Origin of the sequence: Actinomycetospora atypica, from assembly GCF_042653685.1 — a bacterium.
GTDB classification, from domain to species: Bacteria; Actinomycetota; Actinomycetes; order Mycobacteriales; family Pseudonocardiaceae; genus Actinomycetospora; species Actinomycetospora atypica.
This window is the reverse complement of record NZ_JBHSIV010000056.1, coordinates 1-25872: the sequence shown is the minus strand read 5'-3', so window position 1 is coordinate 25872 and position 25872 is coordinate 1. Positions and strand designations below refer to the sequence as shown.

The following is a 25872-nucleotide window of genomic DNA, read 5'->3' as shown; positions in this document are numbered from 1 at the left end:
GCACGAGGATGACCGTCACCAGGATGTTCCAGGTGAAGATCGGCATCCGGAACATGGTCATGCCCGGGGCCCGCATGCAGACGATCGTCGTCACGAAGTTGACGCCACCGAGGATGGTGCCGAGACCGGAGACGGCGAGGCCGACGATCCAGAGGTCGGCGCCGTAGCCCGGGGTGTAGAGGGAGTCCGACAGCGGCGAGTAGGCGAACCAGCCGAAGCTGGCGGCGCCGCCCGGGGTGAAGAACCCGGAGACGACCATCGTCCCGCCGAAGAGGAACAGCCAGTAGGAGAAGGAGTTCAGCCGCGGGAACGCCACGTCGGGCGCCCCGATCTGCAGCGGCACGATGTAGTTCGCGAAGCCGAAGAGGATCGGCGTCGCGTACAGCAGCAGCATGATCGTGCCGTGCATGGTGAACAGCTGGTTGTACTGCTCGACCGACAGGATCTGCAGACCCGGCTGGGCGAGCTCGGCGCGCATGAGCAGCGCCATGAGCCCACCGATGAGGAAGAACGCGAAAGACGTGATCATGTACAGGATCCCGATGTCCTTGGGATCCGTCGTCTTCAGCATCCGACCGATGAACGAGCCGCGCTTCGACTCCCGCGCCGGGTACGGCGTGGTCGCGATCGGCTTCGGTGCGACGGCCGTCACGGATGCCTCCTGCCCACGGGTTGCCTCCTGATGCGGCGGCGTCCCCCGGGGACGCCGCACTGGTACGACTTCGGCGATCGTAACCGCCGGAGAGCCTCGCGGCTCGCCGGGTGAGCGTACCCACGACGCCCTGTCGTACGACAGGTCGTCCGGGGCTGCGGGGGCCGGTCCGGGAACGACGAAGGCCCGCCGACCGGTGGTCGGCGGGCCTTCGCGTCCGCGGGGTGGAGCTGAGGGGACTCGAACCCCTGACCCTCACACTGCCAGTGTGATGCGCTACCAGCTGCGCCACAGCCCCAACGCGAAAAGACGCTACACGGCGGGTGATCGGCTCCCGACGGCGGGGGTGGCCGCTACCCGAGGGCCGCGGTGAGCTGCGGGGAGTTGGCCTCGACGAGCTGACCGTTCACGACGATGGTCGGGGTCCCGAAGCCGGTGCTGCCGCCGGAGGTCTGCTGCAGCCGCGGGTCGGACGACGCCTGCTGGTAGTTCTGGGCCACCGCGGCGCCGTAGGTGTTGCCCCGCACGCAGGCCTCGTAGCCGCCGCCGGCCCCGGCGTTGGTGCCGAGGGTCACGAGGTCGTCGACGGTGTAGCCGGCCCCGCCCTCCTCGGGCTGGCGCTCGTAGAGCGTCTTGTGCAGCGTCGGGAAGCCGCCGTTCTGCGCGGCGCACATGAGGGCGTTGCCGCCGAGGGTGGAGTAGCCGGCCGGCCTGGACTGCTGCTCGAGCAGGTTGACCATGTGGTAGCGGACGGTCACCCGGTTCGCGTTCAGGGCGTCGACGATCCGGTCGCCGTAGACCGACTCGAACTGCTTGCACGCCGGGCAGAGGGCGTCCTCGTAGACGTCGACGGTCGTCGGGCCGTTGCCCGCGACGATCACGCCGCCGTCGACCCGCGTCTGGTACGTGGCGTTCACCGGGGTGATCGGCTGGTTGACCGGCAGCGAGGCGTTCTTGTTCGACTGCGCGGAGATGACCGCCGCCGCGATCACGCCGACCAGGACGAGCAGGGTGACGACGGCGATGATGGTGGGGGTCCGCGACCGCCCCACCGTCGGTGCGGAGCCCCGGCCCCGCTGATTCTTGGCCATGGGCCAACCGTAACCAGCGGCGATCAGAACTCCGTACGGCCCTTCTCCTGCTCCAGCAGCGCGTCGAGGTCCTTGAGCCGGTCCATGGTGGCGACCGCCCGGGCGGTGCGGTGGTTCGACGCCAGCAGGTCGCGGTGGCGGTGGACGAACTGCCAGTAGCCGGCCGAGAACGGGCAGGCTTTGTCCCCCACCCGCACCTTCGGGTCGAAGGCGCAGCTCCCGCAGTGGTCGGTCATCTTGTTCAGGTAGGCCCCGCCCGAGGCGTAGGGCTTCGTCGCGAGCCGCCCGCCGTCGGCGTGCTGGCTCATCCCGACGACGTTGGGCGGCATCACCCAGGCGAAGCCGTCGACGAACGACGTGGTGAACCACTCCGAGAGCTCGCTCGGGAGGTACCCGCGCTGCAGTGCGAAGTTGCCCAGGATCATCAGGCGCGGGATGTGGTGCACCCACCCGCGGTCGCGGACCCCGGCGAGGGTGTCGCTCAGGCACGCGGCGGTGACCGCGTCGCCGTCGAGCTCGGTCCACCAGTCCGGCAGCCTCGTGCGCGCCTGCAGCTCGTTGCTGCGGTGGTAGTCCTTGCCGAAGTGCCAGTAGAGGTGCCAGATGTACTCGCGCCACCCGAGGATCTGCCGGACGAAGCCCTCGACGGAGTTGAGCCGGGCCGTGCCGTCGTGGTGGGCCTCCTCGGCCGCGTGCACCGCGTCGAGGGGGTGCAGCACCCCGAGGTTGAGCGGCACCGAGAGCAGCGAGTGCGCCATCACCGGGTCGGCCGCGAGGACGGCGTCCTCGTAGGGGCCGAACGGGTCGAGGCGGTGCTCGACGAAGCGGGTCAGCGCGCGCCGGGCCTCGTCGGGGGTGACGGCGAACCACCGGGGGCCGTCCTCGCCCACCGTGGGGAGATCCATCGCGTCGAGGTCGCGGCGGACCTGCTCGTCGATCGCGTCCTCGGTCGGCCACCAGGGCTCGGGGACCCCGAGCGTGCGGCGCTTCGGCGGCGCCTCGCGGTTGTCGTGGTCGAGGTTCCACTTCCCGCCGACCGGGGAGTCGCCCTCCATCAGCACGTCGAAGCGCTGCCGCTGGTTGCGGTAGAAGTTCTCCATCGTGAACGAGCGGTCCCGGCCGGCCCACCCCGCGAACTCCGCTTTCGGGCGCGCGAAGGTGGTGGTGGGCAGGACCGCGGCGACGAGCCCCTCCGCCTGCAGGGTCTCGACGAACTCCTTCGCGGCGTACGAGGTCGGCTCGTGCACGACGACGGGCCGGCCCACCTTCTCGAGCGCCTCGCGGTAGGTGGTGGTGCGGTGGTAGGTGGAGCGGTCGCCGAGCTGGTCGTCGAGGTGGCGCATGCCCGAGAGGAGCAGGTGGAGCTTCTGGCGGTGGTAGCGGCGGCGGCGCAGCACCGCGGAGGACTCGACGAGCACCACCTCGCGCCGCGCGTGCTGGGCGAGCCCGTGCACGGCGGGGCCGAGCTGGTCGCCGAAGACCCACAGCGGGGCCTCGTCGTCGACGCCCTCCAGGGCCGCGTCGATGGCGTCGCCGTAGGTCTCCGCGACCCCGCCCGGCACGGTGTCCGGCCCGATCCTCATGGCGCGCGGGTGCCCTGGCGCTCCGTCCTCGAACCGGTCACCAGCCACACGAGCAGGGCGAGCACGGCGACGCCGCCGGACACGCCGAACGCCGCCGCGAACCCGAGGCCCTCGGCGAGCGCCCCCGCGGCGATCGGGCCCACGATCGCGCCGACGTCCGTGGCCATCTGGAACCCGGAGAGCGCCGGACCGCCCGAGCGGCCCGAGCCCACCAGGTCGGCCACCGCCGCCCCCTGGGCAGGCTGGAGCAGACCGGCGCCCGCCCCCGCCACGAGCGAGGCGACGAGCAGCACGACGAGGTCCGGGAACAGCCCGAGGCAGGCGGTCCCGACGGCCACCGTGCCGAGGCCCGCCATGACCACCGGCCGGCGCCCGACCCGGTCGGAGAGCCCGCTGGTGGCGAGCAGCATCGCTCCGTCGCCCGCCGCGAACACCGTCAGCGCGACCCCCGCCCAGAGCGGCTCGCGCCCGAGCGCCACCGCGACGAACAGCGGGACCAGCGCCACCCGGACGCCCTGCACCGCCCAGCCGGTCGCGAGCCCGGAGGCCAGCGCCGCGCGGTAGACCGGGACGCGGAGCGCGCCGGACAGGGTCAGGGGCGTCACCTGCGGGTCGTCGCCCCGGGTCCCGACCGCGGTCGACCGCGCGAGCAGGGTCCCGACGACGGCCGTGGCCACCACGAGCACCACCGCGTAGACCACGAAGGGGGCCCGGACGTCGACCGCGACCAGCCCCCCGCCGAGCACCGGTCCGCTGATGCCACCCAGCAGGAAGGCCCCGGTGAACAGGCCGCTCAGCTGGCCCCGGCGGCCCTCCGGGGCGAGCCGGAAGATCAACGAGAACGCCGAGACGCTGAACATCGTCGAGCCGATGCCGCCGAGCCCGCGGAAGACCAGCAGCTGGACGTAGCTCGTGGCCAGGGCACAGGCCCCGGTGGACGCGGCGACCACCAGCAGGCCCGTCAGGTACATCGCCCGCTCCCCGACCCGGGCGACCAACCGGCCCGACACCGGGGCGAACAGCAGCCGCAGGACCGGGAGCGCGCTGACCACGGCGGCCGCGGCGGTGACGCCGACCCCGAAGCTCTGCGCGAACGCCGGCAGGGCCGGGGCCACGATCCCGTAGCCCGCCGCGACCAGGAAGCTCCCGGCCAGCAGGGCCCAGACCTCCCAGGGCAGCGCGGCCCGGGGCTGCGCCTCCACCGACATCGTCGTCGTCCTCCCCACCGTCGGCCCCGATCATCGTCCCCGGGGCGACGGTGGGCTCAGCCGGGGAGCCCCGCGGCGAGGACCGCGGCGGGCGCACCCGGGGCGGTCGTCGTGGTGGTCGTGGTGGTGGCGGCCGGCGGCGTCGTGGTCGTCGCGGGCGGCGGCGTCGTGGTGGTGACCGGCGGGACGGTCGTGGTCGTCCCGGCCGGCGGCTGCGACGAACTCGACGGGGGCGGGCCCGGCTGCGACGGCTTCGTGGTCGGCTTCGTCGTCGACTCGGGCGGCTTCGTCGTCGGCTGCGTGGTCGGCTCGACCGGCTTCGTGGTCGGCTCGACCGGCGTCACCGGCACGGTCGACTCCGCCGGGACCGGCACCGGCGGGGCGACCCGGACCGGCGCGGACGTGGCCGTGCCGGCCGACCTGCTGCCCACCAGCGACGGCGGTGCCACCGGGGTCTCGTCGTCGTCCGTGCCGGTGGAGCCCGAGGACCCCGACGTGTCGGCGGAGGCGGGCTGCGCCGGGAGGCCGGGGAGGACCGGCGGGGCCGCGGCGGTGACCGGGAGGGCGGTGCCGACCTCGGCCTGCGGCGTCTGGCGCACGACGTGCGCCTCCCCCGCGTAGATCACGAGGCCCGACGCCAGCGCGAGCGTCGCGGTGGCCGCGCCGAGGACCCCGGCACGGCGGGCGCGGCGCGTGGGCCCGGCGACGATGCCGAACGGCGTGATCCCGTTGGCGCCCCGGGCGCGCACGGCCGGTCCGGCCGCTACCACGGCGGCGGTGGCGTCCGCCGCGGCGGAGGTGTCGGTCCAGGACGCCACGACGGGCACGAGGCGCGACGACTCCGCGTCGTCGGTGTCGGCCGTCTCGTCGCGGCCCAGCCGGACGAGGCGCTCGGAGAGGGCGGCGGCCGAGGGCGGCAGGGCCGTGTCGACGTCGCGCAGCAGGGCGAGCAGCGGGGAGACCCGCTCGCCGCGGGTGGCGGGGAGGGTCACGGCCTCGGGGTCGTCCCCCGTCGCCGCGCCGAGGGTGGCGACGTCGGCCAGGGTCCGGGCGAGGGCGCGGACGTCCGCGGCGCGCTGCGCGGCCTCGTCGTCGGGCGTCGCGGCGGCCTCGGGGTCGATCACGGGCAGCGGGCCGGTCAGCGAGGCGGTGAGCCCGACGAGCCAGGCGGCGGAGCGCCGGCGGTCGACCAGGACGCTGGACGGCCCGATCGCGCCGTGGTGGACGTGGTGCGCGTGGGCGTGCGACAGCGCCGAGGCCAGCTGGGCACCCATGCGGGCGAGGTCCGCGTCGTCGATCGGGCCCTCGCGCAGGACGAGGGGCAGCGGCTCGCCCGACACGTTCTCGAGCACCAGGGTGCCCTCGGTGTCGGGGGCCAGGCCGTCGACGTCGTAGACCTCGAGCAGGTGCGGGTGGTGCAGGCGGGCGAGGTGGCGGACCTGCTCGATCCGCTCGGAGAGGACCTCCCCGGACACCGGGGGCAGCGTCACGAGGCGCACCTCGCGGCCCAGGATCTCGTCGACGCCGCGCACGGCGTCGTCGGCCGCGCCGCCCACCAGGGGCGTCAGGTCGGTGGCCTCGGTGTCGGGCTCGTCGAGCCCGCCACCGGACGTCACCGTGTCGACACTCTCCGCACCGAGCTCCGGGTCGAGGTCACCGTCCCGGGTCGATCCGGTCTCCTCGACCGGTTCTCCGACGGTCACGTCGATCCCCCTGCCTCACGGCGTGCAGTGCCGGCTGCCTCCGGCGTGCACGAAGGGGTGACCGTATCTCCCCGACCGACCGCGGGTCGACAGCATCCGTGGATCTCGCGAGGCGACGAGGATCTCGATCGCGGCGTCCGCCCGCCGGAACGACGAAGGCCGGAGAGCATCTGCTCTCCGGCCTTCGGCTGGGTGGAGGTGCCGGGAATCGAACCCGGGTCCTCCGAACACCTGTCAGGACTTCTCCGTGCGCAGTCTGCTACGTCTCTGCTCGGGTCCACCGGATGCGCAGACACACCGGTGTGACGACCCCAGTCACTGTTCGATGTCCCACCGGGCCCCGTGACCGGGCCCGATGGTGGAGTCCCCTAGCTGATGCCGGCGACCGGGGCGGGAACGAACCCGGGCCGACAGAGTTCAGTCGCTGCTTAGGCAGCGAGCTGGAACTCGCGCTGAGTACTGTTCTCGGCGCTTATTCTTTTGCGACGGGTGGTTATCGAGATCATCGTCGCCTTCCTCGGCACGCTTCTCCTGATCAACCGCTCGGAGTCGAAACCAGTCACCCCCTTCTCCCGGCCGCGTGGGCTGGGACTGTCCATCCTAACGCCTCGGGGGTCCTGGATCATCCCGGGCCGAGTCCGAGCACCTCGGCGGGCGCGTCGTGCAGCACCGAGCGCAGGAACGGCTCGCCCAGGCGGTCGTCGGCCGCGGCCCAGCCGCGGATCGCCTCGAGCTGGCGCCAGTAGGCGTAGGGGATGTTCGGGAAGTCGGTCCCCAGCACCACCCGTCCGGCGCCGGAGAGCTCGGCGAGGCGCGCCGACCAGTCGCGGGGCAGCGGCGCGAAGCTCTCGGTGAACGGGGTCCCGACCATCGTCGTGTCGAGCCGGACGGCCGGGTGGCGCTCGGCCAGGCGCAGGGCGGCGTCGTAGTCGGGCAGGCCGGCGTGGGCGAGCACCAGCGGCAGGCGCGGGTGCCGGTCCATCACCTCGCCGATGATCTCGATGCCGGTGTGCCGGCCGGGGATCGGGCCGTCGCCGCAGTGCGCGACCACGGGGATCCCCGCCTCGGCGAGCAGGCCCCACGCCGGGTCGAGCAGCGGGTCGCGCGGGTCGTACCCGCCGACCTGGACGTGCGCCTTGACCAACCGGGCGCCCCGCTCGACGGCGTCGCCCAGGTAGGTCGTCACCGACTCCTCGGGGAACAGCGTCGCCGTGGGCACCGCCTCGGGGACCTCGGCGGCCCAGTCGAGCGCCCAGCCGGTCAGCCACGCCGCCATGTCGGGCTTGTGCGGGTAGACCAGCGGCGCGAACGTCTCGACCCCGAAGGAGCGCAGCCGCGCGAGGCGCTCGTCCTCGGGCAGCTGGTAGTGGATCGGCCAGTCGTAGCCGTAGTGCTCCTTCGCGGAGGCGAAGTAGGCCCACACCTTCTGCAGCATCCGGTCGGGCAGGAAGTGCACGTGGACGTCCACGAGGCCGGAGCGGCCGTCGGGGCCGAGCCCCAGCGACCGCACCCAGCCCGCGACGTCCTCGTCGCGCGTGATCGGCGTGTCCACCGGCGCGGTGGTCACCATCCCCGTGGTCGAGCTCCGCTCCGCTGCGTCTCCTACCACCCCTTGATCCGCCGACCGACGATGCGCTCCGCCTCCCGCTTGGCGTCGCGCTCGGCCATGGCCTGGCGCTTGTCGTGGCTCGCCTTGCCCTTGACCAGCGCGAGCTCGACCTTCGCCTTGCCGCTGGAGAAGTACAGCGAGAGCGGGACGAGGGTCATGCCGCCCTCGCGGGTCTTGCCGATCAGGCGCTCGATCTCGGCGCGGTGGAGCAGCAGCTTGCGCACCCGGCGCGGCTCGTGGTTCGTCCAGCTGCCGTAGTCGTACTCCTGGATGTGCAGGCCGCGCAGGAAGACCTCGCCGTCGTTGACGCTGGCGAACGCGTCGGCCAGCGAGGCGCGCCCGGCCCGCAGGCTCTTGACCTCGGTGCCCTGCAGGGCGATCCCGGCCTCGTAGACGTCGATGATCGTGTAGTCGTACCGGGCCTTGCGGTTGGTCGCGACGACCTTGCGCCGCTCCTCGGGCCGGTTCGATGAGGCCTTCTTCGAGGCCACTTCCTTCGAGCGCCCCGAGTCGACGGGGACGGCGGTCTTCGCCACGGGGACCTCCTGGTTGCAGCCGGGGACTAGGTGCAGCCCGGATCTAGTTTCGGACGTACAGGCGCAGGGTGACATACCCGGTCGCCGTAGCGATGGCTGCGCCGATCACCACCAGCAGTGGTGCAACGAACAGGAGCACGTCGCCCATTCCGACCGCGGGGATGGCGTTGGAGATCAACCGCCCCGACAGGAGCCGGTCGATGAAGAAGAGCTTGCCCAGCACGAGGCCCACCGTCGCGAGGACGGCCCCGACGACGCCGGTGATCACCGCCTCGATGAGGAACGGCACCTGGGTGTACCAGCGGGTCGCGCCCACCAGCCGCATGATCCCGACCTCGGTGCGGCGGGTGAACGCCGAGACCTGGATGGTGTTGGAGATCAGCAGCAGGGCCGCGAGGGCCTGGACCGACGCGAGCCCGAAGGCGGCGTTGCGGACGCTGCCGAGGAAGGTGAAGAGGTCCTCGACGAGGCGGCGCTGGTCGACGACGTTGCGCACCCCGGGCCGGTCCGAGTACGCCGCGACGAGCGCGTCGCCGCGGGTCGGGTCCTTGAGCGTCACCCGCAGGGTCGCCGGCAGCGACTGCGGGCGGACGAGCTGCAGGATCGGCTGGCCCGCGTAGATGCGCAGGAACCGTTGGAAGGCGGCGTCGCGGCTCTCGTAGGAGACCCCGGCGACCAGCGGGTCGTCCTGGAGCTGCCCGCGCAGCCCCGCGCAGGCGGGGCTCGAGCAGTCGGGGTCGGAGGCGCTGATCGGCTCGTCGAGCGCCACCTGCACCGCGAGCTGCGAGTAGTAGAGGTCCTGGGTGCGGTCGATCGTGCGCACCGCGAGCAGTCCCGCCCCGAGCATCCCGAGCGAGATGGCGGTGGTCAGCATCATCGCCACGCTCATCGTGACGTTGCGCCGCAGCCCGGCGAGGGCCTCCCGCCAGACGAAGCCCAGCCCGTTCACGGGCGCCGCCCGGTCAACGCCGCGCCCCGTACACGCCGCGGGCGTCGTCGCGGGCCAGCTTCCCCAGGTGCAGCTCCACGACCCGGCGGCGCATGGCGTCGACGATCTGCCGGTCGTGCGTCGCCATGACGACGGTGGTCCCGGCCCGGTTGATGCGGTCGAGCAGCAGCATGATGTCGTCGCTGGTCTCGGGGTCGAGGTTGCCGGTGGGCTCGTCGGCGAGCAGCACGAGCGGCCGGTTGGCCAGCGCCCGCGCGATGGCGACCCGCTGGGCCTCGCCGCCGGAGAGCTCGGCGGGCATGCGGTCGGCCTTGCCGGTGAGGTTGACCAGCTCGAGCATCTCGAGCACCACGGTGCGGATCGTGTGCTCGGACTTGCCGGTCACTTCGAGGGCGAACGCCACGTTGTCGGCGACGCTGCGGGTGGGCAGCAGCCGGAAGTCCTGGAACACGCAGCCCATCCGCTGGCGCAGCTTCGGCACCTTGCGGTTCGGCAGGCGCGCGACGTTCCAGTTGGCGACGTACACGCTGCCCCGCGTGGGCGTCTCCTCGCGCAGCAGCAGGCGCAGCAGGGTCGACTTACCCGATCCCGACGGGCCGATCAGGAAGACGAACTCGCCCGCCTCCACGTCCATGGAGACGTCGTCGAGGGCCGGCCGCGCGGACGTCGGGTAGACCTTCGAGACGTTCTCGAGCCGGAGCACGGGGCGCGATGTTACGCACCGGTGTCGATCTTCCCGCTCGGGTGAGTGCCGACTACGCCGCGGATTCCGTCTGCTTGCGCCAGCGGACGCCCGCGTCGAGGAAGCCGTCGATGAAGCCGTCCAGCACCTGCGAGGTCTGGTTGGTCTCCTGTCCGGTCCGCAGGTCCTTCACCATCTGGTACGGGTGCAGCACGTAGGAGCGCATCTGGTTGCCCCAGCTCGAGCCCGAGTCCTTCAGCGAGTCGAGCAGCGCCCGCTCCTCCTCGCGGCGGCGGGCGAGCAGCTTGGCCGCGAGCACGGCCATCGCCGAGGCCTTGTTCTGCAGCTGCGAGCGCTCGTTCTGGCAGCTCACGACGATGCCCGTGGGCATGTGGGTCAGGCGCACCGCGGAGTCGGTGGTGTTGACGCCCTGGCCGCCGGGACCGGAGGACCGGTAGACGTCGACGCGCAGGTCCTTCTCGTCGATCTCCACGTGGTCGGTGGACTCGACGACGGGGGCGACCTCGACCCCGGCGAACGAGGTCTGGCGGCGGCCCTGGTTGTCGAACGGCGAGATGCGGACGAGGCGGTGGGTGCCCTGCTCGACCGAGAGCGTCCCGTAGGCGAAGGGCGCGGTCACCTTGAAGGTGGCCGACTTGATGCCCGCCTCCTCCGAGTACGAGGTGTCGTAGACCTCGGTCGGGTAGCCGTGGCGCTCGGCCCAGCGCAGGTACATCCGCATGAGCATCTCGGCGAAGTCGGCGGCGTCGACCCCGCCGGCCTCGGCGCGCACCGTGACGAGGGCATCGCGCTGGTCGTACTCCCCGGAGAGCAGCGTGCGCACCTCGAAGGCGCTGATGTCGGCGTGCAGCTTGGCCCGCTCGGCGTCGGCCTCGACGGTGATCTCGTCGGAGTCGGCGCCCGCCTCCTCGTCGGCCATCTCGTAGAGGGTCGCGAGGTCGTCGAGCCGGGAGCGCAGCGACTCGGCCTTGCGCAGGTCGGCCTGCTTGTGGGTGAAGTCGCTCGTCAGCTTCTGCGCGGTCTCGACGTCGTTCCACAGGTCGGGGGCCCCGACCTGCGTCTCGAGCTCGGCCACCTCGCGCCGCAGACCGTCGAGATCCATCGCCGCCTCCACGCTGTCGAGGCTGGCGGCGAGGTTCTTCAGTTCGGTCGCGGTCGAGTCGTCCACGACCCCAGGGTAATCCCGGGGCCGTGGACACCGATCCCAGCGGTGGTTCTCAGTGGTGGGCGCGCAGGTGCTCGCCGAGGACGTCGATCCCGAACTCGTGCCCGGGCACGCGCCACACCGAGTGCGCGTGGTTGACGTCGCGCTGGGTGTTGTCCCACTCGGCCAGCAGGCCCGGGCCCTCGAGCCGGTAGTAGTGCGGGTCGCCGCGCTCGGCGCCGCCCGCCCACGCGAAGTGCACGCGCGAGAGGTCGAGCCGCTCGTGCTCCCGCTCGGCGAGCCCGGGCGGCATCCGGTCGAGATAGGTCCCGACGACCGCCCGGAGCAGCTCGGTCTGCCCGGCGGACAGGTCCGCGCCCGCGACACCCTTCGGCGTCGTCGTGAACTCCGTGGCGACCCGGTCGGCCTCGGTCACGCCGAGCCGGGCCTCCAGCCCGTCGTGCATCGACCACAGCCGGTCCTCGAGGGCCTGGTCGTCGAAGTGGCCGCGCCACAGGTCGGGCAGCGGGATCAGCCGGTCGCCGGGCGACACGTGCACCCGGTTGGCCCCGATGACGTCGGCCGGGGCGGTCGTCGTCAGGACCGCCCGCTCGCGCTGGTCGGCGTCGAGCGCGTGCAGCAGCGCCCGGCCCGAGTCCTCGATCCCGCCGAGCGGGCGCAGCTCCTGCCCGCCGAGCAGCGGCGAGACCATCGGGTCGGCCCCGAGGAAGCAGGGGCTCCCCGCCACGGCCTCGCCGTCGACCACGAGGTGGTTGACCGACACGTGGTGGCCGCCGAAGCGCCAGCCCCAGGGGCCGTCGCCGGTGGGGTCGCCGAACACCCGCAGGTAGTACATCCCGGGGTCGCGGCCCCGGTCACGGCCGAAGCCGGTGGCGAACCCCTCGGTGCGGTCGAGGACGTTCTCCAGCCCCATGATCGTCGAGGCGCTCACGTACGCGCGCTCGGAGAGCCCGGTGGCGAGCAGGCGCATCGCCGCCCGCTGCTGGTGGGGCAGCTGCTCGTGCAGCGTCAGGCCGCCGTGGTCGGTCGGCGTGTAGTACCAGTTCCGCCGCTCGGCCTCGGCCGCCTTCGAGCCGGGCCAGGCCCACACCCCCTGGGCGACCTGCTCGTCGTCGAGGGTCTCGCGCCACGCGCCCGCCGCCTCGGCCATGGCCGAGGCGACGGACGCCGGCGTCGCGGCTGGACTCACGCGATCCGCTTGACGCGGCTGATCACCAGGCCGTTGGCGCCGTCCACCAGCAGGTCGTCGAGCTTGCCCGCGAAGTCGACCAGGTGCGGGGCCGCGAGGTGGGCGTCGAGCTTGTCGCCCGAGGTCCAGTTCTCGTAGAAGAAGAAGGTCGCCGGGTCGTCCTCGGCCACGTGCAGGTCGTAGTTGACGTTGCCGTCCTCGGCGAGCGTGGTGGGGATGAGCGCCTCGAGACCCGCGCGGAGCTCGTCCTCCTTGCCCGGCTTCGCGGTCATGCGCGCGATGACGGTCAGCAGGCTGCGGTCGTTCTCGGTGGGCGTCGAGGCCACGGGTGACTCCTTCGTCGGGCGGGTGGTGACGGCGGTCATGCCACCAGGTCTCCTACCCGTCCGCAGCCCCACCTATCCGATCAGGGGGTGGGCTTCGCCTCGTGAGCACTTCGGGGGGCTATAGCCCCCCGAAGTGCTCACGGGACGGAGTCACATGGTCAGCGCCGCCAGGTGCTCGCGGTGCTCCGCGGCCGACCCGAACAGCGGGGCCCGGCGCCGGGCGCGCTTGTAGAAGAAGTGCGCCTCGTGCTCCCAGGTGAACCCGATGCCGCCGAAGAACTGGATCATGGCGCCGGTGGCGTCCCACGCGGCGTCGGACGCCTTCGAGCCCGCGACGGCGATCGCGACGGCCGTCCCCGGGTCGTTGGTGTCCACCGCGTGCGCGGCGAAGAGCACGGCGTGCTCGGCCATGGTCACCGCGACGTGGAGGTCGGCCAGGGCGTGCTTGAGCGCCTGGAACGACCCGACCGGCACGCCGAACTGCGTCCGGTCGCGGTCGTAGGCCACGGTGCGGGTCAGGGCCTCGCGGGCCACGCCCACCAGGTCGGCGGCGTTGAGCACGGCGCCCCGGGCCAGCAGCGCCGCGACGACGTCGGGGCCGCCGTCGGCGAGGGCCTCGGCCGGGGTGTCGGCGAACTCGACGGCGCCGACGCGCGCGGTGCCGTCGTAGGTCTCCTGGTCGCGCACGGACACCCCGGACGCGCCGGCCTCCACCAGGTAGAGCCCGGAGGTCCCCGACGAGTCCGTGGCCGCGACCACGAACAGGCCGGCCACGGCCGGGTAGTCGACCGGCGAGGCCGTGCCCGAGAGGCGGTTGCCGTCGGTGACGTCGACGGTGATGCCGCTGCCGTCCCACGTGCCGCCCTCGCCGCGCAGGGCGACGGTGCCGACCGTCTCCCCCGCGGCGAGCGCCGGCAGCCACCGGGACTGCTGCTCGGCGGACCCGCCGAGCCGGACCGCCTCGGCGGCGAGCACGGTCGCGAGCCAGGGGCCGGGCGCGACGCCCGCGCCGAGGGCCCGCGCCACCACCTGGGCGTCGAGGAGACCGAGGCCGAGCCCGTCGTGCTCCTCGGGCACCAGGACGGCGAGGGCCCCCTGGTCGGCGAGGCCCTTCCACAGGGTGAGCGGGTGGCCGTCGCCGTCGGTGTCCTCGACGACGCCGCGGACGGCCTCGAGGTCGAAGCGCTCGGCCAGGAAGTCGGTGACCGTCGAGGCGAACGCCTGCTGTTCGTCGGTCAGTGCGAAGAACACGGGTCTCCTACCGGGGCAGGCCGAGCACGCGCTCGGCGACGATGTTGCGCTGGACCTGCGACGAGCCGCCCCAGATGGTGACCGACCGGGACCAGTGCGACTGGGCCTGGAACGGGGTGAGGTCGACGTCGGGCCGCGGGCGGGCGAGGGTGGCCTCGGGGCCGAGGATGCGCTCGAAGGCCTCCCAGAGGTCCTGGAACGCCTCGGACCACTGCAGCTTCGTCATCGACGACTCCGAGCCCAGGTCCCGGCCTCGCTCGGTCTGGGTGAGGATGTGCATCGCGTGGTAGCGCAGGCACTCCAGCTCCACGAGGCAGCGGGCGAGCTCCTGGCGCGCCACCGGGTCCTCGGCGCGGCCGAACCGCTTGGCCTCGGCCACGATCTCGTCGTACTGGCGGCGGAACTCGGTGTACTGCCCGACGCCGGAGGCGCCGCGCTCGAAGGAGAGCAGCAGCATCGCGGTGCGCCAGCCCTGGCCGATCTCGCCCAGGCAGTCCTTCGCCGGGACGCGGGCGTCGGTGAAGAACACCTCGCCGAACTCGCTGGCGCCGCTCATCTGCTTGAGGGGGCGGGCCTCGACGCCGGGCTGGTCCATGTCGATCAGCAGCATCGAGAGGCCCTTGTGCTTCTCCGAGCCCGCCTCGGTGCGCACGATGGTGAAGATCTTGTCGCCGTGCATGGCGTTCGTCGTCCAGATCTTCTGGCCGTTCACGACGAAGTCGTCGCCGTCGCGCACGCCGCGGGTCGCCACGGCCGCGAGGTCGGAGCCGGCGCCGGGCTCGGAGAAGCCCTGGCACCAGATGACCTCGTTGCGCAGCATCGGGCCGATGATCTCGGCCTTCTGCTCGTCGGTGCCGATCGCCATGATCGTCGGGGCGAGGAAGGTCAGCCCGAGGACGTTGACCGTCTGCGGCGCGCGGGCGCGCACGGTCTCCTCGTCGTAGATGGCCTTCATGCCGGGCGTGCCGCCGCGGCCGCCGTACTCGACCGGCCACTGGATGCCCGAGAAGCCGGCGGCGGTCTTGCGGGCCTCCCACTCGCGGCGCTTCTCGAACGACTCCTCGTCGCTCAGGGAGGCCCAGTAGCCCGGCTCGGTCCACTCGGTGGGGATGTTCTCGGCGAGCCAGGTGCGCAGCTCCGTGCGGAACTGCTCCTCCTCGGCCGTGTAGGTCAGGTCCACACCCGCACTCTCGCAGGTCGCCGACCGGGCCGCACTACCGGCCGGTAGCGATCGCTCAGCAGCGCAGGACGCCCTGCTGCTCCTTGAGCGTGAGCACCCGACGGACGGCGTCCCGCGCCCGCTCGGCGAACGCCGGCTCGCCCGCGGCCTGCGTGATCGCGCGGAGCATGGGGTCGAGGTCGCCCGGTCGGATCGTCAGGACGAGGTCGCCCCCGGCGGCGATGAACCTCGTCGCCCGGGCCCCGACCGGGGTGTCGGCGAGAGCCGCCGCGGCGCCCACGTCGTCGGTCATGATCACGCCCTGGAAGCCGAGCCTCCCGCGGAGCAGGTCGTTCATCACGCGGGAGGAGAACAGCGCCTGGTTCCGCGGGTCGATCCGCGAGTACCGCGCCGAGGACATCATGACCAGCGGCGCCCCCGCCCGGATCCCGGCCGCGAAGGAGCCCAGGGCCGGGGAGTCGGCGCCCGTGGTGGAGTCGACGACCCCGCCCGCGAAGTCGGTGTTCTGCCGGACCTCGCCGAGGCCGGGGAAGTGCTTGAGGGTGGGCGCCACGTCGGCGGCCCGCATCCCCTCGACGAAGGCCGCGACGGCCGGCCCGACGGTGGCCGGGTCGTCGCCGAACTGGCGGTCGTACTTCCCGACCGGGGCGTTGGCCTCCCCGAGGTCGGGGTCGACGACGTCGGCGACCGGCGCCAGGTTCACGGTCACCCCGACGTCGCGCAGCGCGGCGCCCCAGCGCTGCGCGTCCGCCCGCAGCCCGGTCCGGTCGCGGCCCTGGACGAGCGCCGTGGGCATCGTCGGGAAGCCGGCGCCCTCGAGCTCCTGGACCTGGCCGCCCTCCTGGTCGGCCGCCACGAGCAGCGGCACCTCGGCCCCGCCGGTGGCCTGGGCGCTCGTGACGACCTTCGTGACGGTGGCGGCGCTCGCGTCGTCCCCGTCGGTGAGGATGATCCCGCCGGGCTCCTTCGCGAGCGCCTGCCGGGCCGCGGCGCTGACGCCGCCGGCCGGGACCCCGACGACGAGGAGCTGGGCGAAGCGCTGGGCGTCGGAGAGCCGGTCGTAGGTCGCGGTGACGCAGGCCGGCCCGGCGGGCGCGGCGGTCGTCGTCGGGGCGGCGGGGGCGGCGGTCCCGGCGGGGGCGGACGACACGACCGGCGGGACGGCCGGGGCCGTCTCGGCGCCGCACCCGGCGACGAGCGCCGCGGCGAGGAGGACGGTGGCGGCCCGGGTGCGTGACATCGCGGGCCAGGGTAGGGAACGGTCCGCCGCGGCCGGTGCGGCCTCCCCGACGGGGGGCGTGTCGGGCGCCCGGCACGCCGGTGCGACACGATTGGCCCATGGGCACCACGCGGCACGCGGTCACGCTCCACGGCCACCGGATGGCCTACCTGCAGGCCTGCGCCGAGCCGGACGCCGCCGATCCCGAGGTCGTCGTCCTGCTCCACGGGGTGGCCGGCAGCTCCGCCACGTGGCTGCCGGTGCTCGAGCAGCTGGAGGCCGGGGGCTGCCGCCGGCTCGTGATCGCACCCGACCTGCTCGGCCACGGGGAGTCCGCGGGGCCGTCCGGCGACTTCTCGATGGGCGCCTTCGCCAACGGGCTGCGCGACCTGCTGGCCGCCCTCGGGCACAAGCGCGTCACCGTCGTCGGGCACTCGCTCGGGGGCGGCGTCGCGCTGCAGTTCGCCTACCAGTTCCCGGAGATGTGCGACCGGCTCGTGGTGGTCTCCAGCGGCGGGCTCGGCCGCACGGTCAGCCCGACGCTGCGCCTGGCCTCCCTGCCCGGGGCGGGCGTCGTCCTGCCGGTGCTGGCCCGGACCGGCCTGCTGGGCCTCGGCGTGACCGCTCTGCACGCGGCCGCGAGGCTGCCCCTGCCCATCCCCGCGACCGAGCGGGTGTCGCTCGTGGAGTACGCGCGCCACCTGGGCTCGCTCACCGAGCGGGCCCACGCCGACGCCTTCGTCGACACGATCCGCGGCGTGATCGGCCCGCACGGGCAGCGGGTGACCGGCACCGACCGCCTCTACCTGACCGAGGGGCTCCCGACGATGATCGTGTGGGGCCGGCGCGACCCGATCATCCCGGTGGGCCACGGGTACCGGGCGGCTGCTCTCATGCCCGGGGCCCGCCTGGAGGTCTTCGACACCTCGGGCCACTTCCCGCACTGCGACGAGCCCGTCCGCTTCGCCGCGCTGCTCACCGCGTTCTGCGACTCGACCGCCCCGGCCGACCTGGACGCGGCCTCGATCGGCCCGAAGCTCGTCGGCTAGGGGCCTACGTGTTGCGGCACTGGTAGGCGATGGCCGGCGGGAAGTTGCGCCACACGACCGGCGTCACGGCGACCTCGTCGAAGCTCTGCTCGAGCAGGTCCCGGAAGCGGCGCTGGGTGGGGAGGTTCTTCACGTGGGCGTAGGCGAACGTGGTGAACACCCCGCCGGGCACGAGGACCCGGTTGACCTGCTCCATGATCGCGCACTGGGCCTCGCGGGAGAACAGCGTCCAGGGCAGGCCGCTGACGATCGCGTCGACGGTCGTGATCCCGATGTCGGCGAGCAGCTTCTGCAGGTCCTTCGCGTCGCCCGGCACCACCTCGAGCCACGGCAGGCTGCGGCGCAGGAGGGCCACCATGCTCCGGTCGAGCTCGACGGCGACGTGCCGGGCCTCCGGGGAGAGGTGGCGGCGCAGCGCCTCGGAGACGACGCCCGTGCCGGGGCCGAGCTCCACCACGGTCGCCGGGCCGTGCGCGGGGGCCACCGAGGCGAGCAGGTCGCTCAGCGCCCGGCCGCTCGGCGCGACGGCCCCGATCACGCCGGGGCTCCGCACGGCGGAGGAGACGAAGGTCAGCAGGTTGCGCGCAGCCGTCACGCCCCGCAGGGTGTCAGGTCCTGGGGAGCCGGACCACTCCGGAGAGCGAGCGTCACGGTCGACCGCGCTCAGAAGCCCCGCGGGTCGACGACGCGCATGACGATGTAGACCACGAGCAGCAGGATCATCATCGACAGGTCGAGGCTGATGTTGCCGATGCGGATCGCCGGGATGAGCCGCTTGAGCAGGTTCACCGGCGGGTCGGTGACCCGGTACATCATCTCCAGGCCCACCGCCGTGCCCCCGGCCGGCCGCCACTCGCGCGCGAAGCCCCGCACCACCTCGACGACGAGCCGACCGATGATGAACAGGTAGAAGACGAACAGGACGTAGTAGATCACCAGCAGGATCGGGTACGTGGGGCTCGCCGACATGGCTCCACTATCCCCTGCTCGGCGGTACCCGCCGTGTGTGGGGTGCTCGGATCCGGACAATGCGCTCCATGATCCTCCACATCTGCGGGCGCTCCGACTGGGACGCGGCGGGCGAGGCGCTGGAGCCGCCGTCGATGGCCTCCGAGGGCTTCGTCCACTGCTCCGACCCGGGCACCGTCGCCCTGCCCGCGTCGCGGCTCTACCCGGGCCGGGAGGACCTCGTGCTGCTCGAGGTCGACCCGGCGCTCGTCGGGGTCCCGGTGCGCTGGGAGCCGGGGGTGCGCGAGGGCCGGGTGGAGGAGTCGGGGCCGTGGTTCCCGCACGTCTACGGCCCGCTCCCCCGCGCGGCCGTCGTGGCGGTGCACGACTTCCCGCCCGGGCCGGACGGGACGTTCCGGCTGCCGGCGTCGCTCGCGCAGCGCTAGGAACGACGAAGGGCCCCTCCGCCGGAGGGGCCCTTCGTGCTGCGTAGCGGGGACAGGATTCGAACCTGTGACCTCTGGGTTATGAGCCCAGCGAGCTACCGAGCTGCTCCACCCCGCGCCGTCGCCGTCGTGCTGACGATGAACAGGACACTACCGGGCGGTGGATCCCGTGCCCGCACCGGGGGTGGGCACCGGGGCCGGGAACGACGAAGGGCCCCGGCCTGGTGGCCGGGGCCCTTCGTGGTGGTAGCGGGGACAGGATTCGAACCTGTGACCTCTGGGTTATGAGCCCAGCGAGCTACCGAGCTGCTCCACCCCGCGTCGCAGTGATGACACTACGCGAGGGGTGGAGCGGACGATCATCCGGGGGTCCCCGCCGTGGCGGTCCGGTACTGGTTGATCGCGTTCGCCAGGTCCTGCTGGGCCTGGCCGATGCCCGCGAAGTCGCCGCTCTGCTGCGCGGTGCGCAGCCGGTCGAGGGCGGAGTTCATCGCGGTGACCGCCGTGGTGACCTGCGGCGTCGCCGCCGCGGCCGCCCCGCCGGCCGCCGGGGCCTGGCCCGTGGCGGGTGCGGGCGCCTGCCCCTGGGCGGGCGTCTGCGCCTGTCCGGTGCCCGGGGTGGCCGTCGCCGTCCCGGCCGAGCCGAACACCTGGGTCAGGGCCTCGGCCAGCGTCGGGGCGTACCCGATGCGGCCGCCGAAGCTCACCAGCACGCGGGAGAGCTGCGGGAACGACGACTCCTGGTTGGACCGCTCGATGTAGACCGGCTCCACGTAGAGCAGGCCGCCCGCGACCGGCAGCGTCAGCAGGTTGCCGTAGAGCACCTGGGTGCCCTGCTGGCGCAGCAGGTTCAGCTCGCTGGAGACCTGCGGCGAGGACAGGAACTGCGTCTGCACCTGCTGCGGACCCCGGGTCTGGGTGTCGGCCGGGAGCTGCAGGAGCGTCATCTGCCCGTAGGTCCCCGGGTCGGAGCTGACCGAGAGGTACGCCGAGAGGAACTCCCGCCGCAGGCTGACCAGGGCCGTCGTCAGCTGGAACTGCGGGCTGTTGGCCGTCCCGCGCCGCGGGTCGTCCGCGAGCAGGTAGTACGGCGGCTGCGGGTCGCCCGCGGCGGCCGCGGCGTCGCTCGTCGGGTCGGACGGGACGTCCCAGAACGACACCGTCGAGTAGAACTCGCCGGGGTCGGACACGTGGTAGCGGGTCAGCAGGTCGCGCTGGACCTTGAAGATGCCCTCCGGGTACCGGTAGTGCTCCCGCAGCGCCGGTGGCACTGCCGAGGCCGGCTGGACGACGCCGGGGAAGACCTTCTCCCAGGTCTTCAGCACCGGGTCGGTCGGGTCGTTCTCGTAGAGGTCGACCTCGCCGGTGTAGGCGTCGACCGTCGCCTTGACCGAGTTGCGCATGTAGCCCGCGGTCTGCGGGGCCAGCGTCGCGTTGTTGGCCGAGTCGCGGGTCGCGTCGGCCAGCGGCACCTGCTGGGCGTACGGGTAGCGCGACAGCGTCGTGTAGCCGTCGACGATGTACTTGATCGAGCCGTCGACGACCGCCGGGTAGACGTCGCTGTCGAGCTCGAGCCAGGGCGCCACCTTCTGCACGCGCGTGATCGGGTCGCGGTTGTACATGATCCGCGAGCTGTCGCCGATCGAGGAGTTGAACAGGATGTTGCGCTCGAAGCCGTAGTAGGCGAAGAACGCCAGCCGCGAGAGCGGGTTGCCCAGCGAGACCCCGCCCGGGCCGTCGTAGGTGTACGCCCGCGAGTCGGTGTCGTACTCCCGCGGCGGGACCCCCGCGTCGGCGCCGACGATGGCGTAGTCGTCGGGCCCGTTGACCAGCTCGCCGAAGTAGATGCGCGGCTGCTGCAGGCCGAACGGCCCGGGGGTGTCGACGTCGGAGACCTGGAACTGCGGGTAGCCGCCCTGGCCGCCGTTGGAGTCGAGCGGCGCGTTGACCGTGTTGGCCGGCGCCGCCACGAAGCCGTTGCCGTGGGTGTAGACGAGGTGGCGGTTGATCCAGTCCTGCTGGTTCCCGACGAGGTTGTTCGGCTCGATCTCGCGGGCCGCGACCACGTAGTCCTGCCGCGAGCCGTTGACCCGGTACCGGTCGACGTCGAGGCCCGCCGGGAAGCCGTAGAAGTTCCGGCGCTGCTCGAGCTGGGTGAAGGTGCGGGAGAGCCGGTTGGGGTCGAGCAGCCGGACGTTCGGCACGGTCGCCGTGTCCGTCGCGATCGTCTGCTGCACCGACGCGGCGCTCTGGTCGGTGTTGCCGGCGTAGGGCTCCCGGGTGACGTTCTGCTCGGTGATGCCGAACGCCTGCCGGGTCGCCTCGATGTTGCGCTGGATCGAGAGCGCCTCGCGCTGGTTGGCGTTCGGGCGCACCGAGAACTGCTCGAGCACGGCGGGCCACGCGGCGCCGACCAGCACGCTGGAGAGCACCAGCAGGGCGAGCGCGATCGCCGGGATCTGCAGGTTGCGCAGGAACACCGCCGCGAAGAACGCGGCCGCGCAGATCACCGCGATGAGCAGCAGGATCAGCTTCGCCGGCATCGCGGCGTTGAGGTCGGTGTAGCTCGCCCCGAAGAAGTTCGCGCCGCCGATCGAGGCCTTGCGGTCGGAGAAGAGGAGCTCGTAGCGGTCGAGGAAGTACGCGACCGCCTTGAACAGCACGAAGCTGCCGGCGAGGACGGCGAGATGCGCCCGGGCGGCACTCGCGAGCGAGCCGTTGCGCCCGGCGAGGCGGATGCCGCCGAAGACGTAGTGGGCCACGAGCGCGGCCACGAAGCTCACGCCGATCCCGACGAAGACCCAGGACAGCACCGCGCGCCAGAACGGCAGCGCGAAGACGTAGAAGCCGATGTCATGGCCGAAGACCGGGTCGGCGATCCCGAACGGGGTCTGGTTCAGGAACAGCTGCGTGGTCTGCCAGTCGGACTGCGCCGAGAGCGCGGCGATGAGCGCCACCACCAGCGGGATGCCGATCGCGAAGAGCCGCAGGTGGGAGAGGACCACGGTGCGGTAGCGCGCCACCGGGTCCTCGGGGCCCGCGACCGGGACGAACACCGGGCGCGTGCGGTAGGCGATGTAGAGGTTCAGCGCGATCAGGCCGCCCATGAAGGCGGCGGCCACGATGCTCTGCACGACGCGCGTCGCCAGCACCGTCGTGAACACGTTGCGGAAGCCGACCTCGCCGAACCAGGCGAAGTCGACGTAGACGTCCACGAGCCGGGCCAGCACGACGAGGACCACGAGGACGACGGCGCCCAGGACGAGCAGCGACTTCGTACGCCGGGAGAGCTGCGGGTTCCCGGTCGCCGGCCGGTTGGCCACGGGCGGTCACACTCCAGAAGGTCGTTCGCCCAGGGGCGGGCGCGATGGGACAACTCTATTCAGGCCGTGTGGGTTCCCTGTGGCCGGACTTGTCCGGGTCACTTGTCCGGGTTCCTCGTCCGGCTCGCCCGCCGGACCGGGAGTCCCGGCTGGTCAGCAGGTCGGCGGGGTCCGGCCGGCCGCGACGGCCTCGACCGCGGCCACACCCTCGCGCAGGTCGGCCACCCGCGCCAGCGTGAGCCCCGGCGGGGCGTTGCGGACGGCCTCGGCGCAGTTGCCGGCCGGCACGAGGAAGGCGGTGGCCCCGTCGGCGCGGGCGGCGTCCATCTTGAAGCGGATCCCGCCGATCGGTCCGACCTGTCCGCTCGCGTCGATCGTCCCGGTGCCGGCGATGTCGCGCCCGCCAGTGAGGTCGCCGGGCGTCAGCTTGTCGACGACCGCGGTGGCGAAGATCAGCCCGGCCGAGGGCCCGCCGACGTCGGCGAGCCCGATCCGCACCGAGGCCGGCGAGTCGACCACCGACGCCGCGGTGACACCCAGGTAGCCCTTGGTCGGGTCGCCGGGCCGGGCCCCGACGGTGAGCGTCACCGTCGACCGGGCGCCCCCGCGGGTGATGTCGACGGTGAGCGGGACGCCGGGCGGCGTGGCCCCGACGGCGTCGACCACGTCCTGCGGCGTCGTCACGGGCCGGCCGCCGATCGAGGCGATGCGGTCGTCGCGCTGCAGCACCCCCGCCGACGGACCGGGGGTGGTGACGTCGGCGACCTCGACGGCGCTCGGGTAGCCGAGGTAGCGCAGGGCCGCGTTCTGGGCGTCGTCCTCGGACTGCGTGAACTGCCGGGTGTTCTCGGCGTCGACCTGCTGGCTGGACTGGCCCGTCGGGTAGACCTGCTCGCGCGGCACCACCTCGTGCGAGCCCGACACCCACATCGCGATCGCGCCGAAGAGGGTGACCTGGCTGGTGACCGCCACCGTGGTCATCCGCAGCTGCCCCGTCGTCGGGAAGGTGGGGACCGGGCCCGAGACGTCGATGATCGTGCGTCCGTCCTGGGAGCCGAGGACGTCGAAGGTCGGCCCGTCCCCGAGGGCCACGAACGGCACCCGGACCGTGGCCCCCGCGAGCCCCAGCACGGCGGCGAGGACGAGCCCGAGGGCGAGCGTCGCGCGCAACCGGGTCACGGGCGGCGAGGGTAGTGATCCACCCCGTGTGGCGTGGAGGTGGGACCGCCGCCGTCCGGTCCGGCGTGTTCGCCGTGGGCGTGCGGCGGCGGGCCGGAGGGGGTCCGGTCGCGCGTACCGTGGGTCGTATGAGTGACCTGCCCTTCGGTTTCGGCCCGTCCGACCCCGACGACGACCGCCGTCCGGGCTCCGGCGGGTCCGGGGAGGGCCCCGGCGGCTTCGGCTTCGGGCCGGGCGGCAACCCCTTCGGTGCCGGTGGCAACCCCTTCGGCGCCATGGGCGGTCCCGGCGGCGGCGGGTTCGACATCTCCCAGCTCGGTCAGATGCTCACCCAGCTCGGTCAGATGCTCTCCGCGTCCGGCGGCATGGGCGGCGGGGACGGCGGCCCGGTCAACTACAAGCTGGCCGCCCAGATGGCGCAGCAGCAGCTCGGGGCGGCGGGCTCCACGAAGCCGACCGACGAGCAGCGCACCGCCGTCGTCGACGCCGTGCGCCTCGCCGAGCTCTGGCTCGACGACGCCACCACGCTGCCCTCCGGCGTCACCTCGGTCACCGCGTGGTCCCCGAACGACTGGGTCGACCGCACCGTCCCCACCTGGCAGCGCCTCTGCGACCCCGTGGCCCGCCGCGTCGCGAACGCGTGGGTCGAGGGGATGCCGAGCGAGGCCCGCGAGATGGCCGGCCCGATGCTCGGGATGATCTCCCAGGTCGGCGGCCTCGCCTTCGGCTCGCAGCTCGGCACCGCCCTCGGCCAGCTCGCCGGCGAGGTGCTCACCTCCTCCGACGTCGGTCTCCCCCTGGGCCCCGAGGGCACCGCGGCGCTGCTGCCCGCCGCCGTCGCCCGCTTCACCGAGGGCCTCGACCGCCCGGCGAGCGAGGTCCTCGTGTTCCTCGCCGCCCGCGAGGCCGCGCACCACCGCCTGTTCGGACACGTGCCGTGGTTGCGCCAGCGCCTGCTCGCCACCGTCGAGGAGTTCGCGCACGGCATCACCATCGACACCTCGCGGATCGAGGAGCTCGCCCGCGACCTCGACCCGTCGAACCCGGCCGCGATCGAGCAGGCCATGTCCTCGGGCCTGTTCGAGCCGCAGACCACCGAGGCCCAGAAGGCCGCGCTGGCCCGGCTCGAGACGCTGCTCGCCCTCGTCGAGGGCTGGGTCGACCACGTGGTCGCCCAGGCCATCGGCGAGCGCCTTCCCGGGGCGAACGCGCTGCGCGAGAGCATGCGCCGCCGCCGGGCCTCCGGCGGACCGGCCGAGCAGACGTTCGCCACCCTCGTCGGGCTCGAGCTCCGCCCCCGCCGGCTGCGCGACGCGGCCGAGCTGTGGCGGCGCCTCGGCGAGGCCCGCGACGTCGACGGCCGGGACGCCGTATGGGCCCACCCCGACCTCCTGCCCACCGCCGAGGACCTCGACGACCCGACCGCCTTCGTCCGCGGCCCTTCGGAGATCCCGGCCGACCAGGGCGACGGCTCCTTCACCGACCTGGACGACCCGATCGCCCGCCTCGAGGCGGAGATGAAGGCCGAGCAGGAGAAGCGCGCGTCCGAGGGCGACGAGCCCGACGAGGGCACGGGCGAGGGCACCGACCCGAAGGCCTGACCGACTCCCGGGGTCAGTCGTCGTCGGGCTCGGACCCGATCTCCAGGCCGGCGCCGGCGGAGAGGCCCTCGAGGTAGCCGATCGCGCGCTCGCTGCGCGGGTAGCGCTGCTCGAGGGCCCGGAACGCGGGGCCGTGCCCGCCCTCGCGCAGGTGCGCCAGCTCGTGGACGAGGACGTGGTCGAGGACCCAGCCCGGGACCTCGCGCAGCCGCTCGCTGACCCGGATCGTGCCGTCGGCGGGCGTGCACGACGCCCAGCGCGTACGCATCGGCTTCGTCCACCGCACCAACGCGGGCCGGGGCCAGCGCCCGTCCGGGCCGACCGCGTCGAGGTGCGCCGCCGCGAGCCGGTCGGCCCGCGCGACGAGGTCGTCGTCCCCCGCGGCGCGGCCGGGACGGCGGCGGGCCTCGGAGCGCTCGAGACGGCGCAGCATCTCCTCGACCCAGTGGCGCTCCTGGGCCCGGCTCATCGACGCCGGGATCGACACCACCACGGTGTCGCCCTCGCGGCGCGCGTCGACGGTGCGCCGGCGACGGGCGCTGCGGCGGACCTCGACCCGGGGCTGCTCCACGCCGACCCACGGTAGGCGGATGGATCCGCGGCGGGTCCGCCGACGTCCGAGTCGACGTGATCCCCTCCCGCGCCGGTGAGCCCGGCCCCCGCCTCGTCCGCGATCCGCTGCGCCGCGACCCCACCACCGCCCAGTTCGGCGTCGAGGTCTCGTCCGCCCTGGTCCTCGACGGCCTCGGCCCGCCCCTGTGGCGGCTGCTCGACGGGCTCGACGGCGTGGCCCCGGGGGCGGCGGTGGTCGCGGACGCGGTGGCGCGCGGGGCCCGGCCCGACGAGGTGGCGCACGCCCTCGCCGAGCTCGGCCGCGCCGGTCTGCTCGCACCCCGGGGCGCCGGGGCGTCGGCCTACGTCCGGGTGCACGGCGCGGGGCGGCTCGGCGTCGCGGTCGCGAC

General features: G+C 73.5%; 24 protein-coding genes, 3 tRNA genes and 1 other RNA gene. 4 read left to right on the top strand and 24 right to left on the bottom strand.

The genetic code is table 11. The features are described 5' to 3' along the window. From ACFPBZ_RS28010 to ACFPBZ_RS27930, 17 genes are all read right to left on the bottom strand, one after another. Positions 1-652 (bottom strand): cytochrome c oxidase subunit I (locus ACFPBZ_RS28010; protein ID WP_378039397.1); only part of this gene is annotated, 652 nt, incomplete at its 3' end. 225 nt (positions 653-877) lie between these two features. Continuing rightward, positions 878-950: transfer RNA gene (locus ACFPBZ_RS28005), tRNA-Ala, on the bottom strand. Between the two features lie 55 nt (positions 951-1005). Continuing rightward, entirely contained in the window at positions 1006-1743 is a 738-nt protein-coding gene (locus ACFPBZ_RS28000) for a DsbA family protein (RefSeq protein ID WP_378039396.1), read from the bottom strand. 23 nt (positions 1744-1766) lie between these two features. Next, complete coding sequence (locus ACFPBZ_RS27995) at positions 1767-3326, bottom strand: cryptochrome/photolyase family protein (protein WP_378039395.1); 1560 nt, start codon at positions 3324-3326, stop codon at positions 1767-1769. Beyond that, positions 3323-4534, bottom strand: a complete 1212-nt coding sequence (locus ACFPBZ_RS27990; RefSeq protein WP_378039394.1) for an MFS transporter — start codon at positions 4532-4534, stop codon at positions 3323-3325. The genes ACFPBZ_RS27995 and ACFPBZ_RS27990 overlap by 4 nt, the downstream gene beginning before the upstream one ends. Before the next feature lie 56 nt (positions 4535-4590). Then, entirely contained in the window at positions 4591-6237 is a 1647-nt protein-coding gene (locus tag ACFPBZ_RS27985) for a protein kinase family protein (protein WP_378039393.1), read from the bottom strand. 190 nt (positions 6238-6427) lie between these two features. After that, positions 6428-6804: a transfer-messenger RNA gene (gene ssrA / locus ACFPBZ_RS27980) on the bottom strand. 55 nt (positions 6805-6859) lie between these two features. Continuing rightward, positions 6860-7807, bottom strand: coding sequence for an amidohydrolase family protein (locus ACFPBZ_RS27975; RefSeq protein ID WP_378039399.1), 948 nt, complete (start codon positions 7805-7807; stop codon positions 6860-6862). 32 nt (positions 7808-7839) lie between these two features. Beyond that, complete coding sequence (smpB, locus tag ACFPBZ_RS27970; RefSeq protein ID WP_378039398.1) at positions 7840-8337, bottom strand: SsrA-binding protein SmpB; 498 nt, start codon at positions 8335-8337, stop codon at positions 7840-7842. A gap of 88 nt (positions 8338-8425) precedes the next feature. After that, positions 8426-9331 carry a permease-like cell division protein FtsX gene (gene ftsX / locus ACFPBZ_RS27965; protein WP_378039392.1) on the bottom strand — a complete coding sequence of 302 codons (906 nt, stop codon included), beginning with the start codon at positions 9329-9331 and terminating at the stop codon, positions 8426-8428. A 13-nt stretch (positions 9332-9344) separates the two neighbouring features. Beyond that, positions 9345-10034 (bottom strand): cell division ATP-binding protein FtsE, encoded by a 690-nt coding sequence (gene ftsE / locus ACFPBZ_RS27960; RefSeq protein ID WP_378039391.1) that lies wholly within the window; start codon positions 10032-10034, stop codon positions 9345-9347. Positions 10035-10086: 52 nt separating this feature from the next. Further along, positions 10087-11202, bottom strand: coding sequence for a peptide chain release factor 2 (gene prfB / locus ACFPBZ_RS27955; RefSeq protein ID WP_378039390.1), 1116 nt, complete (start codon positions 11200-11202; stop codon positions 10087-10089). Between the two features lie 49 nt (positions 11203-11251). Then, the gene (locus ACFPBZ_RS27950) at positions 11252-12388 is read right to left on the bottom strand and encodes a DUF3500 domain-containing protein (protein ID WP_378039389.1); all 1137 of its coding nucleotides are present in this window, start codon (positions 12386-12388) and stop codon (positions 11252-11254) included. Next, on the bottom strand, positions 12385-12753 hold the full coding sequence (locus tag ACFPBZ_RS27945) for a putative quinol monooxygenase (RefSeq protein WP_378039388.1): 369 nt from the start codon (positions 12751-12753) through the stop codon (positions 12385-12387). Before ACFPBZ_RS27945 ends, ACFPBZ_RS27950 begins: the two co-directional genes overlap by 4 nt. Positions 12754-12864: 111 nt before the next feature. After that, a complete protein-coding gene (locus ACFPBZ_RS27940; protein WP_378039387.1) occupies positions 12865-13965 on the bottom strand; it encodes an acyl-CoA dehydrogenase family protein in 1101 nt (366 codons plus the stop codon). Between the two features lie 7 nt (positions 13966-13972). Next, complete coding sequence (locus ACFPBZ_RS27935) at positions 13973-15145, bottom strand: acyl-CoA dehydrogenase family protein (RefSeq protein ID WP_378039386.1); 1173 nt, start codon at positions 15143-15145, stop codon at positions 13973-13975. 55 nt (positions 15146-15200) lie between these two features. Then, complete coding sequence (locus tag ACFPBZ_RS27930) at positions 15201-16385, bottom strand: glycoside hydrolase family 3 N-terminal domain-containing protein (protein WP_378039385.1); 1185 nt, start codon at positions 16383-16385, stop codon at positions 15201-15203. Positions 16386-16483: 98 nt separating this feature from the next. On the opposite strand from ACFPBZ_RS27930, the gene ACFPBZ_RS27925 reads away from it, so the two are divergent. After that, positions 16484-17413, top strand: a complete 930-nt coding sequence (locus ACFPBZ_RS27925; protein ID WP_378039384.1) for an alpha/beta fold hydrolase — start codon at positions 16484-16486, stop codon at positions 17411-17413. Between the two features lie 4 nt (positions 17414-17417). Here ACFPBZ_RS27925 and ACFPBZ_RS27920 read toward each other — a convergent pair whose 3' ends face one another. Further along, positions 17418-18008: a class I SAM-dependent methyltransferase gene (locus ACFPBZ_RS27920; RefSeq protein WP_378039383.1), complete on the bottom strand. Its 591-nt coding sequence runs from the start codon at positions 18006-18008 to the stop codon at positions 17418-17420. A 68-nt stretch (positions 18009-18076) separates the two neighbouring features. Continuing rightward, positions 18077-18382 (bottom strand): YggT family protein, encoded by a 306-nt coding sequence (locus tag ACFPBZ_RS27915; RefSeq protein WP_378039382.1) that lies wholly within the window; start codon positions 18380-18382, stop codon positions 18077-18079. A 68-nt stretch (positions 18383-18450) separates the two neighbouring features. On the opposite strand from ACFPBZ_RS27915, the gene ACFPBZ_RS27910 reads away from it, so the two are divergent. Continuing rightward, positions 18451-18807: a DUF952 domain-containing protein gene (locus ACFPBZ_RS27910; protein WP_378039381.1), complete on the top strand. Its 357-nt coding sequence runs from the start codon at positions 18451-18453 to the stop codon at positions 18805-18807. A 44-nt stretch (positions 18808-18851) separates the two neighbouring features. Here ACFPBZ_RS27910 and ACFPBZ_RS27905 read toward each other — a convergent pair. The 4 genes from ACFPBZ_RS27905 to ACFPBZ_RS27890 all read right to left on the bottom strand — a co-directional run bounded on the left by ACFPBZ_RS27905 (position 18852) and on the right by ACFPBZ_RS27890 (position 23309). Beyond that, positions 18852-18925 (bottom strand) — tRNA-Met (locus ACFPBZ_RS27905). Between the two features lie 126 nt (positions 18926-19051). Beyond that, positions 19052-19128: transfer RNA gene (locus tag ACFPBZ_RS27900), tRNA-Met, on the bottom strand. Positions 19129-19166: 38 nt separating this feature from the next. After that, on the bottom strand, positions 19167-22130 hold the full coding sequence (locus tag ACFPBZ_RS27895; protein ID WP_378039380.1) for a UPF0182 family protein: 2964 nt from the start codon (positions 22128-22130) through the stop codon (positions 19167-19169). Between the two features lie 153 nt (positions 22131-22283). Then, on the bottom strand, positions 22284-23309 hold the full coding sequence (locus ACFPBZ_RS27890) for a YlbL family protein (RefSeq protein WP_378039379.1): 1026 nt from the start codon (positions 23307-23309) through the stop codon (positions 22284-22286). A 128-nt stretch (positions 23310-23437) separates the two neighbouring features. Between ACFPBZ_RS27890 and ACFPBZ_RS27885 the strand changes: the two genes are divergently transcribed. Beyond that, complete coding sequence (locus tag ACFPBZ_RS27885) at positions 23438-24910, top strand: zinc-dependent metalloprotease (protein ID WP_378039378.1); 1473 nt, start codon at positions 23438-23440, stop codon at positions 24908-24910. Positions 24911-24923: 13 nt separating this feature from the next. Here ACFPBZ_RS27885 and ACFPBZ_RS27880 read toward each other — a convergent pair whose 3' ends face one another. Beyond that, positions 24924-25481 carry a M48 family metallopeptidase gene (locus tag ACFPBZ_RS27880; protein ID WP_378039377.1) on the bottom strand — a complete coding sequence of 186 codons (558 nt, stop codon included), beginning with the start codon at positions 25479-25481 and terminating at the stop codon, positions 24924-24926. A 56-nt stretch (positions 25482-25537) separates the two neighbouring features. Between ACFPBZ_RS27880 and ACFPBZ_RS27875 the strand changes: the two genes are divergently transcribed. Beyond that, on the top strand, positions 25538-25872 hold a 335-nt coding region (locus ACFPBZ_RS27875), incomplete at its 3' end, for a hypothetical protein (RefSeq protein ID WP_378039376.1).

Coding starts and splice junctions, on each gene's coding strand:
- ACFPBZ_RS27975 (WP_378039399.1), bottom strand. CDS start 7,807: ATGGTGACCACCGCGCCGGTGGACACGCCGATCACGCGCGACGAGGAC.
- ACFPBZ_RS27925 (WP_378039384.1), top strand. CDS start 16,484: ATGGGCACCACGCGGCACGCGGTCACGCTCCACGGCCACCGGATGGCC.
- ACFPBZ_RS27945 (WP_378039388.1), bottom strand. CDS start 12,753: ATGACCGCCGTCACCACCCGCCCGACGAAGGAGTCACCCGTGGCCTCG.
- ACFPBZ_RS27990 (WP_378039394.1), bottom strand. CDS start 4,534: ATGTCGGTGGAGGCGCAGCCCCGGGCCGCGCTGCCCTGGGAGGTCTGG.
- ACFPBZ_RS27885 (WP_378039378.1), top strand. CDS start 23,438: ATGAGTGACCTGCCCTTCGGTTTCGGCCCGTCCGACCCCGACGACGAC.
- ACFPBZ_RS27995 (WP_378039395.1), bottom strand. CDS start 3,326: ATGAGGATCGGGCCGGACACCGTGCCGGGCGGGGTCGCGGAGACCTAC.
- ACFPBZ_RS27915 (WP_378039382.1), bottom strand. CDS start 18,382: ATGTCGGCGAGCCCCACGTACCCGATCCTGCTGGTGATCTACTACGTC.
- ACFPBZ_RS27930 (WP_378039385.1), bottom strand. CDS start 16,385: ATGTCACGCACCCGGGCCGCCACCGTCCTCCTCGCCGCGGCGCTCGTC.
- ACFPBZ_RS28000 (WP_378039396.1), bottom strand. CDS start 1,743: ATGGCCAAGAATCAGCGGGGCCGGGGCTCCGCACCGACGGTGGGGCGG.
- ACFPBZ_RS27910 (WP_378039381.1), top strand. CDS start 18,451: ATGATCCTCCACATCTGCGGGCGCTCCGACTGGGACGCGGCGGGCGAG.